Below are 13623 nucleotides of genomic sequence, written 5' to 3' on the forward strand. Positions count from 1 at the left end.
GTCCGCACATATTGTGGGCATGCCTACTTCCGACCCACATGCCATCCAGCGCGACATCGCGCGCAGCCTTGCCCTGCACCTTCGAGACCTCCGCGAGAGGAGCGGACTCACGCAGGAGCAGGCGGCCGAGCGCGCGGGCATGGCGACGAACACCTACCAGCGATTCGAGCGCGGCATCTCCAAGAAGGACAAGCCCGTCAACCCGCGCCTTTCCACGCTGATATCGCTCGCGGGCGCCTTTGGCACCGACCTGGGTCAGTTGCTTGTGGTCGAGTACGATAGTTCCGTCACAGACACGGCGGAGCTGCCCGGTGCCACGTACCCAGAGGAGCTCCCGCCCGCGCGCCCCTAGTGGCGCAGACGCTCCAGGGAGGCTCCATGTACGGACTTCAGGCCGAGGCGCACTTCGACGGCGCCCACTTCCTCACGGACTACTACGGCAAGTGCGAGAACCTCCACGGCCATCGCTGGCGCGTCGTGGCCACGATCGAGGTGGAACGGCTCCAGGGGGCGCACGACGGCGCAGGCGAGCTGCGAGACGACGGCACGAGCACGGCCGCGGGCACGATGCGCGACATGGTCGTGGACTTTGGCGTGTTCAAGCGCACAGTCGCCGAGGTGGCCGACGAGCTCGACCACACATTCCTCGTCGAGGAGGGCTCGCTGGCGCCCGCCACGGTGGCCGCGCTCGAGGGCGAGGGCTTCTCGCTCACCATGCTGCCGTTTCGCACCACGGCCGAGAACCTCGCCCGATGGTTCTTCGACCGCCTCGCCGAGCGCGGCCTGCCCGTCTCGCAGGTCGAGGTGGACGAGACGCCCAACAACCGCGCCTTCTACGCAAGGGACGGCCACGTGGGCAGATAGCCTCGCCCCCATCGAACACGCCGTGCGGCCTTTGTGGACGCGAAGGCCCCCTTGCTTATTGTCCGCAATCCGATGCATTATGTGATTCGCGAGATACGAACACGTGTTTGCAAGCGGAGGTGAGGACCATGCAGGGCGCATCCCAGACGGGCGACCCCACGGACACGGGGCACGTCTACCTGTGCATCGACCTCAAGAGCTTCTACGCCTCCGTCGAGTGCGCGGACCTTGGGCTCGACCCGTTCGAGACGGACCTCGTCGTGGCGGACACGAGCCGCGGCTCGGGCACCATCTGCCTGGCGCTCTCTCCGGCCATCAAGGCCAAGGGGCTCTCGGGCAGGCCGCGACTGTTCCAGATTCCCAAGACCATCCACTACCGCGCCATACGCCCCCACATAAAGCGCTACATGGAGGTCTCGGCGCAGATATACAGCATCTACCTGCGATTTATTGCCAGAGAAGACATCCACGTCTACTCCATTGACGAATGCTTCATCGACGCCACGCCCTACCTTTCGCTCTATGACACGGACGGCGTGGGGCTGGCGCGCATGCTCATGGACGAGGTGTACCGCGAGACGAGGATCTGCGCCACCGCCGGCGTGGGCACGAACCTGTTCCTCGCCAAGGTGGCGCTCGACATCCAGGCGAAGCACGAGGAGAGCCATATCGGCGTGCTGGACGGCGAGCGCTTCCGTGCCACGATCTGGCACCACCGCCCCATCACCGACATCTGGCAGATAGGCCCCAACATCGCCAGGAGGCTCGAGCAGCGCTATGGCGTGCGCGACCTCGCCGGAATCGTCGCCATGGACGAGGCCACGCTGCGCCGCGAGTTTGGCGTGGGCGCCACGCACCTCATGGAGCACGCGCGCGGAATCGAGAACTGCACCATCGCCCAGATCCAGTCCTACGAGCCACGGCAGCACTCCATCAGCGTGGGACAGGTGCTCACGCGCCCCTACATGGCGGGCGAGGCCCTCACCGTCATGCGCGAGATGGTGGACGAGGGCGTGCTCGAGCTCGTGGGCAAGCGTCTGGCCTGCGGGCACGTGTCCATCTGGGCCGGCTACCACATGACGGACCTGGACTGGGAGCTCGCCGCCGCGCACCGCGGACCGCACGCCGCGGCCTCCCACAAGCTCGTGGCGCACACGTCGTCTCGCGAGGCCCTCATGGACGAGGTCGAGCGGCTGTGGGGCGAGGTCATCGACGAGGGGCGCATGGTGAAGCGCCTGGGTCTGGGCTTTGGGGCGCTCATTGCCGAGAGAGACGCCGAGCTCACGCTCTTCACGGACGTGGAGGCAGAGAGAAGCGAGCGGCGCCTCACGCAGGCGACGATCGCCGTGAAGCAACGCTTTGGGAAGAACGCGCTCGTGCGCGGCAGGAGCTTCCGCGAGGAGGCCACGGGCCGCGACAGGAACGCGCAGGTGGGAGGCCACAATGCATAGCAGCAGACTCGGAAGCACGTCATCGCCCGCGGCGCGTCCCGCGCACGCCTCGGACGTCTCGCAGTTCATGCCATTCTCGGCACTCAACGGCTACTACGACCTCGTGCGCGAGCAGGAGCGCACGGCCGAACCCCGGCACGCCATGACCGAGGAGCGGGCGGAGCGCATATCGCGCATGCTCGCGCGTCTGCGCAAGGGAGATGTCATCTCCGTGGTCCACTACGCCCACAGCGCCTACGTGACCACCTCCGGCGTAGTCCGCCAGGTAGACGCAACGTTTCGGACGCTCGAGCTTGCGGGGAGGGGCGCAGCTCCCGGCCCACGCATCCTGTTCGAGGACATATGGGAGCTCGACTGGCAGCGCTAGGGCATCGATGACGGCGCGTACAATCGAGGGTAGCCACGCGGAAGGGAGAGCCAATGGACGCAAGCGCGAGCAAGGCCACCTACACAGAGCAGCAGAGCCTGGACGCAGACCGCTTCCAGGTCTCAGTGGGATGCCTCCGCATCAATGGCGGGGAGTTCCCCTACTCGTTTCTGCGCATACGGCCAGGCGTCTGCATCCTGCCCGTCATCGGCGAGGGACCGGACGCCCGCACCGTGCTCATCAGCCAGTTCAGGCCGGCCACGGACAGCGTTCAGGTCGAGCTGCCGGCAGGCGCCATCGACCCGGGCGAGCAACCGGTCCAGACGGCCAAGCGCGAGCTTGCCGAGGAAACCGGCTACACGGCCCGTGAGCTCGTGGACCTCGGGCCCTTCCATCCCTCGCCAGGAGCCACGGCAGAGACCATCCACCTGTTCCTCGCCCGCTGCGACGCCCACGCCGGCGAGACGCATCAAGACCCCAGCGAGAGCATCCGCGGCCGCGAGGCCACGCTCGCCGAGTTTGCGGCTCTCATCGCCTCCGGCGAGTTCAGACACGGAGCGGGGCTGGCCGCCTACGCACGCGCCGTCGCACGCGGACTCATAGAGCCGCCCTCGCCAGAGAAGGGAGCCCGCCGATGAGCGCCCGCCCCATCGACATCCTGCACCAGACGTTTGGCTACCCAACGTTTCGCCCCCACCAGGAGAGAATCGTGGAGGCCGCCATCGGCGGGCGCGACGTCATGGCCGTCATGCCCACGTCCGCCGGAAAGTCCATCTGCTACCAGGTTCCGGCGCTTGCGCTCGGCGGCCTGTCGCTGGTGGTGTCGCCGCTCATCTCGCTCATGTCAGACCAGGTCATGGCCTTGCGCGAGCTCGGTGTTCCCGCAGCGTGCCTCAACAGCTCACTTGGCGCCCATGAGCGCGAGCAGCTGCTTGGCGACATGGCGAGGGGGCTGCTCGCAATCGTCTACGTGGCCCCGGAGCGCCTTGACGACCCGGCGTTTCTCGACATCGTCCGCAGCCATGGCCTCAGCCTGCTCGCCGTGGACGAGGCACACTGCATCTCCCAGTGGGGGAACGACTTCCGCCCCAGCTATCAGCGCATCCGCGACTTCATCGAGGCCCTGCCCACGCGTCCGCCCGTCATGGCGCTCACGGCAACCGCCACACGCCAGGTGCGCGAGGACATCGAGGGCACACTCGGGCTTCATGACCCGCTGCGCGTCGTGGCGAGCTTCGACCGCCCCAACCTCTCGTTTTCCGTGGAGCGCCCCGCGAACAGGCGCGCAAAGGACGAGTCGTTGCTCGCATTCGTGCGGGAGCGCGAGGGAAAGTCGGGCATCGTCTACTGCATGAGCCGCCGAGCCGTCGAGGACGTCTGCGACATGCTGCGCGAGAACGGTATCGCCGCCACGCGCTACCACGCAGGTCTGCCGGCCGAGGAGCGCGAGCGCAACCAGGCCGACTTCATCTATGACCGCGCCCCCGTCATGGTGGCCACGAACGCCTTTGGCATGGGCATCGACAAGAGCAACGTGAGCTACGTCGCCCACTACAACCTGCCGCTCTCGCTCGAGAACTACTACCAGGAGGCGGGTCGCGCCGGCCGAGACGGGACGAGGGCCGAGTGCTTGCTGCTCTACTCGCCCGGAGACGTCCACACCGCGGAGTTCCTCCTGAGTCGCACCGAGCGCACAGACCTCACGCCCGAGCAGCTCCAGGCCATGCGCGAGGCAGACGAGCAGCGGCTGCGCCAGATGGTCTTCTACGCGACCACCACGGACTGCCTGCGCTCCTTCATCCTGCGCTACTTTGGCGAGGAGGCTCCCGCATACTGCGGCAACTGCGGCAACTGCCTCGCGGACTACGAGGAGGTAGACGAGCGCACGAACGCGCTCAAGGTCCTGAGCTGCGTGGCGCGCGTGCGACAGCACGCACTCGCCTGCGGCAGCCCGGCCACGAGCGTGGGCGCGGGCTCGATCGTGGACATCCTGAGAGGCTCGCGCGCCCAGCGGGTCCTCGAGCGTGGCTGGGACGAGCTGTCCACCTACGGCATCATGGCGGACGTGCCCGTGCCGCGCATCCGCGCCCTCATCGACGAGCTCGTCTACCGGGAGTTTCTCACGCGCACGCAGGGAGACTACCCAACCCTTGCGCTGGCGGGCCGCGGTGTCGTGTTCATGAAGGGCGACAAGCCCTTCATCATGCGCGTCGCCAAGGGCAGGCCCAAGGCCCCGCGCCGCGAGAGGCGCAGCCGCGGCATGGCCGGCGAGGACATGCCAGACCTCACGCCCGAGCAGGCCGAGCTGTTCGAGAGGCTGCGGGCGCTTCGCACCGAGCTCGCGCGCGAGCAGCAGGTGCCGCCCTACCTCATCTTCAACAACGCCACGCTCGAGGACATGTGCCGCAAGCGTCCCGCAACGCGCGAGGAGCTCCTCGAGGTATCGGGCGTGGGTGCCAAGAAGGCCGAGCGGTATGGGGAGGCGTTCCTCCAGCTCATCGCACAAGAAGACTAGGAGGCACCACCGGGCGCAAACCAGAAAGGCGGCGAGGCGCAGGAAGGCCGACACACACCGGAAACCCTCGCACACCCACGCTCGGCTACAATTTCGAACGTTAGGCCATACGCAGCGGGCGCCACGCCCGTCACACGCGAAGGAGATCCAATGCGCACCGTGAACGTCGGCATCATCGGCCTGGGCACCGTGGGCGGCGGCGTCGCTCGTCTCATCCTCTCCCACCACGACGACTATGTCGCAAACTACGGCATCGACCTGGGCATTGCCCGTGCCTGCGCCCTCGACGCGCAGGCGGCGCGTGCCTGCGGCATCCCGGACGACGCCTTCACCACCGACTGGCACGACGTCGTCTCCGACCCGTCCGTTGACGTCGTCGTGGAGCTCATCGGCGGCGAGCATCCCGCCACGGAGATCTACGAGGCCGCCTTCGCGGCCGGCAAGCACGTCGTCACCGCCAACAAGGCCCTGCTCGGCCGCCACGTCGAGGCGCTTGCCGCCAAGGCGCGCGAGAACGGCGTCCAGCTCAAGTGCGAGGCGAGCTGTGGCGGCGGCATCCCCATCGTGAGCACGCTCGAGCGCGACCTCGTGGGCAACAAGGTCCTCACCATCGCCGGCATCCTCAACGGCACCACCAACTACATCCTCAGCCGCATGGAGTCCGAGGGCGCCGACTACGCCGATGTCCTTGCCGATGCGCAGGCCAAGGGCTACGCCGAAGCAGACCCCTCCGCCGACGTCGACGGCTTTGACGCCGCAAGCAAGACGGCCATCCTCGCGTCCATCGGCTTTGGCACGCGCGTGACCACCGATGACGTCTACCAGCAGGGCATTCGCACCATCGCCGCCGAGGACATCGCCGTGGCGCACGACCTTGGCTACACCATCAAGCTGCTCGGCATCGCCCGCAGGACGGCGGACGGCGTGGACGTGCGCGTGCATCCCACGATGATCCCGCTCGACCACCAGCTCGCCAAGGTCTCCGGCGCCATGAACGCCGTCTACGTGGTGGGCGACGCCGTGGGAGAGACGATGTTCTACGGCGCCGGCGCCGGCTCTTTCCCCACGGCAAGCGCCGTCGTGGGCGACATCATGACGCTCGCGGACCCCATCTCCAAGGGGGCCACGCCGCTGCCCGAGGCCGAGCCGTTCTCCCACACGCTGCCGCTGCGCCCTATGGACGAGCTCGAGACGAAGTACTACGTGCGCCTCACCGTGGCAGACCGCGTGGGCGCGCTCGCCGAGACGGTCAACGTGTTCGCCAAGCATGAGATCTCGATCAGCCTCATCAACCAGCTCGAGGACGGTGCGGCAGACAGCGACGCCTGCTCCGTCATCTTCCTCACGCACAAGGCGCTCGAGAAGAACATGCAGGCCGCAGCAGCCGAGCTCGCCGAGGCCAGCTGCGTGCGCAATGTCGCCAACGTGTTGCGCATCGAGGACACGGCCGCCTGGTCTGACGGGGTTATGGCGAACTAAGACAAACCAAACCGCTCAGCCCAGTCGTAATGGCCGGGGCACTAGATTCAGTCGCCAGAGCTTGAGCACAGCGATCCAACCACCGAGCGCACCAACATACCGCGCGAGAATGACGCGCCGGCAGCCGCCAAGAGCAAGCTGCCGGCGCGTTTGCTTTATGCGCCGACCGCGCCTTTTGACTCGAACCATATGACATATATGTCATAAGGCAGGTAGATGAGCCAATCTCTATGCAGCTATCATTTGTTATGAATATGATTTATATGCTATTCCGCAGCTCAGAAGCACACAAAAGGGGCTGCCGCCCATCCGGACAGCAGCCCCATCAAAGTGGTCTTTGTTGACTCGTCGCTAGCAAGCTCCCACGAGGCGCACCGCCGGCGGGCGAATCACCTCCGAGACTTGCGCATTACGCCAGAGCAGCCTCAATGGCGGCGCAGAACGCCGGCAGGTCATCCGGGCAGCGGCTCGTGATGAGCGTCTGGCCGTCAGAGTCATCGACGTGAGCCTCCTCGTCAACCCATACGAAACCGCCGTTCTCCATGTCAATGCGATTGAACTCGCAGCTGGTCACGGTCTTGCCCTCGGCAACGCCGGCATTCACGAGCAGCCACGGGCCATGACAAATGCACGCGACGACCTTCTTGGCCTCCATGAACTCACGCATGATGCGGTGCGCCTCCGGGTTGATGCGCAGACGATCCATGTTGACGGTGCCGCCGGGAACGATCAACACGTCATAGCCCTCAGCCCCAGTCTCCGCGAGCATCTTGTCAGGAATGATCTGCTGCGAGTCATAGCGGTCGCCCGTCACGCAGTCGATCGGGTTCTGAGCTGCGGCGATATCAACCTCAGCGCCGCGCTCGCGCAGGAACTCGACGGGCTGGAGAAGCTCAGGCTCCTCAGTGCCATAGCCCTCGACGATGACGAGAGCGCGCTTGCCAGTAAGATCTGCCATCGTATCCCCCCCCCTCGCGGGCACAAGCCCGCATCGATTCATCCAACACGAGAACCATATCCGGGAGCATCAAAAACTAAGCCGATATAACGACAGACGGCGCCCGATAGTCGGTGACAGTTGGGTCGAAATACTCGACGCATATTGGAGTACGCACGTATTGACCATCGAGCCCGCGAGAGGCACGATGGCCTTTCATACGCACTCAACGCTCGGGGGACCATGAGGCATACGGTTGTCGGCATATTGGCGCACGTTGACGCAGGTAAGACAACGCTCGCAGAAGCGATGCTGTTCGACGCGGGCACCATCCGCACCTGCGGTCGCGTCGACCGCGGTGACTCCCACCTCGACACCGACCTCATGGAGCGCGACCGTGGCATCACGATTTTCTCCTCCCAGGCGGCTCTCGTGCACGCAGGCACCGCGATCACGCTGGTGGACTCCCCCGGTCACGTCGATTTCTCCGCCGAGGCGGAGCGGACGCTCGCCGCCCTCGACCTCGCGGTGCTCGTCGTAGGCGCAAATGACGGCATCCAGGGTCACACCCGCACTCTCTGGCGCCTGCTTGAGCGTCACGGCATCCCCACCATCATCTTCGCGAACAAGGTAGACCTTCTGCCTGACGCGGGCTCTCTCGCCGAGAACAACGCCCTGGTCGCGGCCTTGCGCGCAAAGCTCTCCGAGGGATGTCTCCCCATCGAGGAGCTAACCGGCGAAGCCGCTGCCATGACGGACGAGACGGCGCTCGAGGAGTTTCTCGAGACGGGCGAGCTCAGCGACGCGACCACTCGACGCCTCTTCGCCGAGCGCCACGTCTTTCCGTGTCTGTTTGGCTCGGCCCTCAAGAACGAGGGCGTGGCCGAGCTTTTGGATGCTATCGCCAAGCTCGCGCCCGACCGCACCTGGCCCGGCGAGTTCGCCGCTCGCGTGTATCGCGTAAGCCGTGGCGACCGCGGCGAGCGAATCGCCTGGCTCAAGATCACCGGCGGCGAACTCCACGCCCGCCAGCAGGTAGACGGTGTGACGGACGGCATCCCCTGGTCCGCGAAGATCAACGAACTCCGCATCTACACGGGGTCGCGTTTCGAACCCATATCAAACGCCTCCGCCGGCGGCGTCTGCGCCGTAACGGGCCTCTCGCATGTTCGCCCAGGCGATGCGCTGGGCGCCGAACCCGCACCGGAGCGTCCCACCTTGGCGCCCGTCCTCACCTACGGCGTGCTCACGGGTGACGCCGACATCCACACGGTACTCAGCGCCTTGCGAGAGCTTGCCGAGGAGGACCCCATGCTCGCCGTCTCCTGGGACGAGCACCTGCAGGAGATTCGCCTGAGGCTTATGGGGGCGGTCCAGCTCGAGGTCGTCCGCGACCTCATGGCGCGTCGGTTTGGCCTCGATATCGACTTTGGCCCGGGCAGCATCCTGTACAAGGAGACCATCTCGAGGCCAGTCATGGGCATTGGCCACTTCGAGCCCCTGCGTCACTACGCCGAGGTTCATCTCCGCCTTGACCCAGCACCGCGCGGCGGCGGTGTGACGTTTGGCTCCGAGTGCTCTGAGGATGACCTTGACCGCAACTGGCAGCGCCTCATTCTCACAAACGCGCAGGAACGAGAGCTCGTTGGCGTTCTCACCGGTGTGCCCGTGACCGGCGTTCGCATAACCCTCGTTGGGGGCCGCGCCCACCTCAAGCACACCGAGGGCGGCGATTTCAGGCAGGCGACTTACCGCGCAATGCGACAGGCGCTCATGACTGCCCGCGAGCTCGGAGAATGCATGCTGCTGGAGCCGTGGTACGCGTTTGAGCTCGAGTTGCCCACGGACAAGGTCGGCCGTGCGATGTCTGACCTCACGAGGATGTCCGCACGCTTCGGCTCTCCCGAGCAGATGGGTGACGAGGCTCGGCTCACAGGCGAGGTTCCCGCGTCTGAGCTCGGCGACTACGCCCTGCAGCTCGCCGAATACACAAGTGGCCAGGGAAGGATCTCCCTCGAGTTCTCCGGCTATGAGCCGTGTCACGATTCGCAGAACGTCATTGAGGAAGCTGGGTACGACCCGGAGGCAGACCTTCCGAACACCCCCGACTCCGTCTTCTGCAGTCATGGCGCGGGGTACACCGTCAAGTGGCATGAGGTGCCGGAGCATGCTCATGTCGAGGTTGACCCGTCGCGACTGCGTCCCTGGCGCTCAGCGGCAGAGGTCATGGCCGAGGCTGGGCGATAGAGGGCGCGGCTCGGCATGGGGCATTTCGGCCCGAGGGCGCCTCGCCGCAGGGGGGGTGCCTCGCCGCAGGGGGCGCCTCGCCACCTTGGAACGTTGTGCGGGAGGCTAGCTACTCAACGCCAGTTTGAGCAAGGCCCTCGATGCCGTGCCGTTCCACACTCTCCCCGGCAAGCGCGCGACGAAGCCTCGCGAGTGCATCGCAGGCCTCGTCAACACTCGTCGACGCCGCGTCAACGAGCAGACGGGCAACGCCCGCCTCGGCAAGGTTAGTCGCATAAGGCACGAGGTCGAGAGGCTCATCGAGGTAGATGCGGGAGCGCCCGCGCGCGTCCGTACGCACGGGCAAACGGCGGCCATCGATGTTCACGAGCCAATGCGGGTCACAGCGATGAGGGCACGTCGCGTGGTCGCGATCGCACTCGTAGGCCACCTGCATCACGCAGTGCTCGCACGTCATGATGCGCGGACGCCCATAGACGGTCGCGCCAAACGGCAAGGCATGCGCTCGCGCAAGCTCGCACGCCTCATCAAGCGAGAGCTCCGGAGACAGCCAGGCGAGCCGAGCGCCAAGATCGCCAATAAGCCGCAGCGTAGACGTGTTGTGCACGGGAATGCAGGAGCGCGTCTCTGCCAAGGCGCCACACTCGCGGGCAAGCGAGAGCCCCGAGAGGTTGCCTACCGCAACCGGCAGGCCGGCACGCACCCATGGGTCGAGACGGGCGTGGTCCGGCTCATGGCAGACCTCGTCCAGCACGGGAACGAGGCCCTCCTCGGCCACATGCGCAAGCAGCCCACTCGTGGGCTCAACGTCAATAGCATCGAGGTAGATACACGTGGCGCCAGCCTCTCGCATGGCTGCGGCATCCTCGACGCGCTTCACAAGCGCGCAAACCTCACAACTAGCGCTCAAGCTCGCTCACCGCCCTTGCCGACGCATCAAGAAGCGCCACGCTCCTCGTGAGACGCACCTCGGCGCCCCGTGGCATGGGACGACGAACGTGACAGCGCAGCTCGCCGCCCGCCTCGCACGGCTCGGGAGCCGTCACGACCATGAAGCGCTCCGGATCATCAACGGGCCGCAGCTCAAGCGAGTCGCCGGCGTCCACCGGCGCGTCCAGGCGCAGCACCACGGTGCCGCGCATCTGCTGGCCGTCCCGCGGCTCAAAGCCCGGCTCAGGCTCGAAGCGCTCGAGCACGCCCACGAGCTCGCCGCGGTTGCCGCTGCGCTCATAGCTCATGAGCTCGTTGTCCGACACACCACGAAGGTACGCGTCCGTGAGGCCGCGGTTGAAGCTGCGCTTGAGCGTACGCCGGACCGCCGGCGACACACCCTCCTCGCCTCGCGCGAGCGCATCGAGCGCGGAGCGATATGCCGAGGTCACGGCCCACACGTAGGCGGCGGGCTTCATGCGGCCCTCGAGCTTGAGCGAGGCCACGCCTGCGCGCGCCATCGCGGCGAGGTCCTCGATGACGCAGTTGTCGTGCGTGCACAGGGCACGCTCGCGCGCGGCCGGCTGCAGGCGCACGCCCGCCTCGTCCACGAGGTCAAACGGCAGACGGCACGGCTGGGCGCACAACCCGCGGTTGGGAGAGCGCCCCTCACGCAGGAAGCTCGAGAGCATGCACACCCCCGAGTAGCTGGGGCAAATTGCCCCGTGCGAGAACACCTCGAGCTCTGCGCTCGTCTCGGTGGCAATTCTCGCAATCTCTGTCAGCGGCAACTCGCGCGAGAGCGTCACGCGGCTGGCGCCCAGCTCCTCGCAGAGAAGCACGCCCCGCGCGTCGTGGACGTTCTCCTGGGTGGAGACGTGAATCTCGGCCTCGGGAAACGCCTGGCGCACGGAGGCGAGAAAGCCCAGGTCTTGGATGATGAGGGCATCGGCACCGGCGGCAAGCGCGCGCCCGGCCGCCTCAACGGCGCCCGCGAGCTCGGCCTGCTTCACCACGACGTTCATCGTCACGTAGACCCGCACACCACGGCCATGCGCCAGGCCGCACAGCTCGGCAAGCTCCCCAGGCACGATGCCGCCCGCGCGGCGACGCGCATTGAGCTGGCCCGTAACGCCGCAGTAGACGGCGTCTGCCCCCGCCGCGACGGCGGCGAGGAACGCCTCGCGGTCTCCGGCGGGAGCCAGCAGCTCTGGTATGTTTCTCTTCTCGGTCACGGCTCACGAGTCTAGCAGGTGGCAGCAGCCGCGATGACAGTTGGCCCCCGCCGCCGCCATCCATCACGGTGACAGCTTGACCCGTCCCCAAGTGTCATCGCATCGAGACGAGCTCGATCTTCCAGGTAAAGTCATGCGAGGTGAGGCCACGCTCGCCCACAATCATCTCGCCCACCTGGTTGTCGAACGGGTCGTTGCGCAGGACGTCGCACGCGGGCGCAAGCGGCGCCATGAACTCGGAGTTCGCCACCATGCGCCAGGGGTCGAGGTTACCAAAGTAGAAGCGGCGGCGCTCCTCGTCCCCCTCGCGGCGTGCGCCAGAGCCAAACGAGCAGTCGGCCCACAGCCAGCCCAGCCCATCGACGTGAAACATCGCCCAGTCGTGCGGACCCACGTCGCTGGGCGCCGCATACAGGCCGCTCTGCCAGCGGGCGGGCACCCCTCCCAGGCGGCACAGCGTGATGAACGTGATGGCAAACACGCCGCAGTCGCCGCGCAGCGACTTGGCACAGCCGTCCGCGATGCCATCGAGCAGCAGGTAGGCGGGCTGGAAGCGGTAGTCGACGTTGTTCGTCACCCAGTCATAGGCCGCTCGCGCACGCCCAAGCTGGTCCGACGCCGCAAACCCCTCGAAGATGCGCGAGGCAAGCCCACGAAGATACGGCGTGAACGCGATGTGGGGCCGGCGCTCGGACACGTCTGCGACCGTAGGCGCGGGTGCGGGGGCAAAGCGCTCGTCCGTGGGCGCGGGCACGAGTCTCTCCGCCCAAAGGTCAACGTAGGGGGCGCGAACCGTGTACTCGTAGTCCACGAAGAACTCACGCCGGCCGCGCACATCCCAGTACGCCGTGCGCTGCTGGGCGTCCGCCTCGGCAATCTGCGCGTCGGGCGTGGCGTCGATCACGCGCGCGTCGCAGATTTGCGGGCAGGCAGCGGGCACGGGCAGCCAGCAGCGAACGCGCGTCTCGGGACCCACCTGCACATCCGTGCCGGCCGCGATGCTCGCACGCAGGCGGATGCGCCGCTCCGCCGCCCCGTTCTCGCGCATCTCGGCGATCACGCCCAGGCGGTCCGCTCGGCTCGGCGCCGGACACGCAAGACCCGGCACCTCCTCGGGATACTTGCGCAGCGCATCGAGGAAGCTCGGCAGGAAGCGCTGCTCGCCCTCGACGAGCCGCCAGTCAACGCGTCCGGCGTCGATGAGTCGGTCGAGGTCCGCCTCGGAGAACTCGGGGCACTCCTCGCGCACCTGCGCAAGCGCCCGCGTGCGCGTCACGCAAAAGTCGAGCGGTGTGCGCAGCATGCGGGCACGCTCGGCTCGCAGGCATGCAGCGAGCTCGGGGCGCGTCCCGGCGTCGAGTTCTGCCTCGATGAGCGCCACGGCCCGCTCAAGCTCGCCGGCGTCCTTGAGCCGCGCGATGTCTGCCGGCAGCCCGTCGTCCAGGTGCCTGAAGTCCTCGTTCGTTGCCTCGCAGTCCGCCATGTTCTCCTCGCCCCTCCGCGTCGCCCGCCTCTTTCGTAGTGATTGTGACCGTTTGCGCGCCGTTCCTGCGGCACTTTTGCATGTCCGCTTCATTCCCGGGGCCTTATTGCACGCT

General features: G+C 66.8%; 12 protein-coding genes. 8 read left to right on the forward strand and 4 right to left on the reverse strand.

Annotated elements, in window-relative coordinates:
- Positions 1 to 19: 19 nt before the first annotated feature.
- From Pcatena_RS06875 to Pcatena_RS06905, 7 genes are all read left to right on the forward strand, one after another.
- Positions 20 to 352 (forward strand): helix-turn-helix domain-containing protein, encoded by a 333-nt coding sequence (locus tag Pcatena_RS06875; RefSeq protein WP_126422858.1) that lies wholly within the window; start codon positions 20 to 22, stop codon positions 350 to 352.
- Positions 353 to 378: 26 nt separating this feature from the next.
- On the forward strand, positions 379 to 864 hold the full coding sequence (locus Pcatena_RS06880) for a 6-pyruvoyl trahydropterin synthase family protein (RefSeq protein ID WP_126422860.1): 486 nt from the start codon (positions 379 to 381) through the stop codon (positions 862 to 864).
- Between the two features lie 128 nt (positions 865 to 992).
- Positions 993 to 2315: a Y-family DNA polymerase gene (locus tag Pcatena_RS06885; protein WP_126422862.1), complete on the forward strand. Its 1323-nt coding sequence runs from the start codon at positions 993 to 995 to the stop codon at positions 2313 to 2315.
- A complete protein-coding gene (locus tag Pcatena_RS06890) occupies positions 2308 to 2682 on the forward strand; it encodes a hypothetical protein (RefSeq protein ID WP_126422864.1) in 375 nt (124 codons plus the stop codon). Before Pcatena_RS06885 ends, Pcatena_RS06890 begins: the two co-directional genes overlap by 8 nt.
- Before the next feature lie 53 nt (positions 2683 to 2735).
- Complete coding sequence (locus tag Pcatena_RS06895) at positions 2736 to 3320, forward strand: NUDIX hydrolase (protein WP_126422866.1); 585 nt, start codon at positions 2736 to 2738, stop codon at positions 3318 to 3320.
- Positions 3317 to 5197 (forward strand): DNA helicase RecQ, encoded by a 1881-nt coding sequence (recQ, locus tag Pcatena_RS06900; protein WP_126422873.1) that lies wholly within the window; start codon positions 3317 to 3319, stop codon positions 5195 to 5197. Before Pcatena_RS06895 ends, recQ begins: the two co-directional genes overlap by 4 nt.
- Before the next feature lie 150 nt (positions 5198 to 5347).
- The gene (locus Pcatena_RS06905) at positions 5348 to 6676 is read left to right on the forward strand and encodes a homoserine dehydrogenase (RefSeq protein WP_126422875.1); all 1329 of its coding nucleotides are present in this window, start codon (positions 5348 to 5350) and stop codon (positions 6674 to 6676) included.
- A 409-nt stretch (positions 6677 to 7085) separates the two neighbouring features.
- On the opposite strand, the gene Pcatena_RS06910 is transcribed toward Pcatena_RS06905, so the two are convergent.
- On the reverse strand, positions 7086 to 7634 hold the full coding sequence (locus tag Pcatena_RS06910) for a DJ-1/PfpI/YhbO family deglycase/protease (protein ID WP_126422877.1): 549 nt from the start codon (positions 7632 to 7634) through the stop codon (positions 7086 to 7088).
- Between the two features lie 222 nt (positions 7635 to 7856).
- Here Pcatena_RS06910 and Pcatena_RS06915 point away from each other — a divergent pair, with 222 nt between their 5' ends.
- Positions 7857 to 9860, forward strand: a complete 2004-nt coding sequence (locus tag Pcatena_RS06915) for an elongation factor G (RefSeq protein WP_126422879.1) — start codon at positions 7857 to 7859, stop codon at positions 9858 to 9860.
- Positions 9861 to 9969: 109 nt separating this feature from the next.
- Here Pcatena_RS06915 and Pcatena_RS06920 read toward each other — a convergent pair whose 3' ends face one another.
- From Pcatena_RS06920 to Pcatena_RS06930, 3 genes are all read right to left on the reverse strand, one after another.
- Complete coding sequence (locus Pcatena_RS06920; RefSeq protein ID WP_126422880.1) at positions 9970 to 10770, reverse strand: U32 family peptidase; 801 nt, start codon at positions 10768 to 10770, stop codon at positions 9970 to 9972.
- Positions 10760 to 12025, reverse strand: a complete 1266-nt coding sequence (locus Pcatena_RS06925) for a peptidase U32 family protein (protein WP_126422882.1) — start codon at positions 12023 to 12025, stop codon at positions 10760 to 10762. Before Pcatena_RS06925 ends, Pcatena_RS06920 begins: the two co-directional genes overlap by 11 nt.
- 94 nt (positions 12026 to 12119) lie before the next feature.
- On the reverse strand, positions 12120 to 13508 hold the full coding sequence (locus Pcatena_RS06930; protein ID WP_126422884.1) for a transglutaminase-like domain-containing protein: 1389 nt from the start codon (positions 13506 to 13508) through the stop codon (positions 12120 to 12122).
- Between the last annotated feature and the right edge of the window lie 115 nt (positions 13509 to 13623).

Source organism: Parolsenella catena, from assembly GCF_003966955.1.
GTDB classification, from domain to species: Bacteria; Actinomycetota; Coriobacteriia; order Coriobacteriales; family Atopobiaceae; genus Parolsenella; species Parolsenella catena.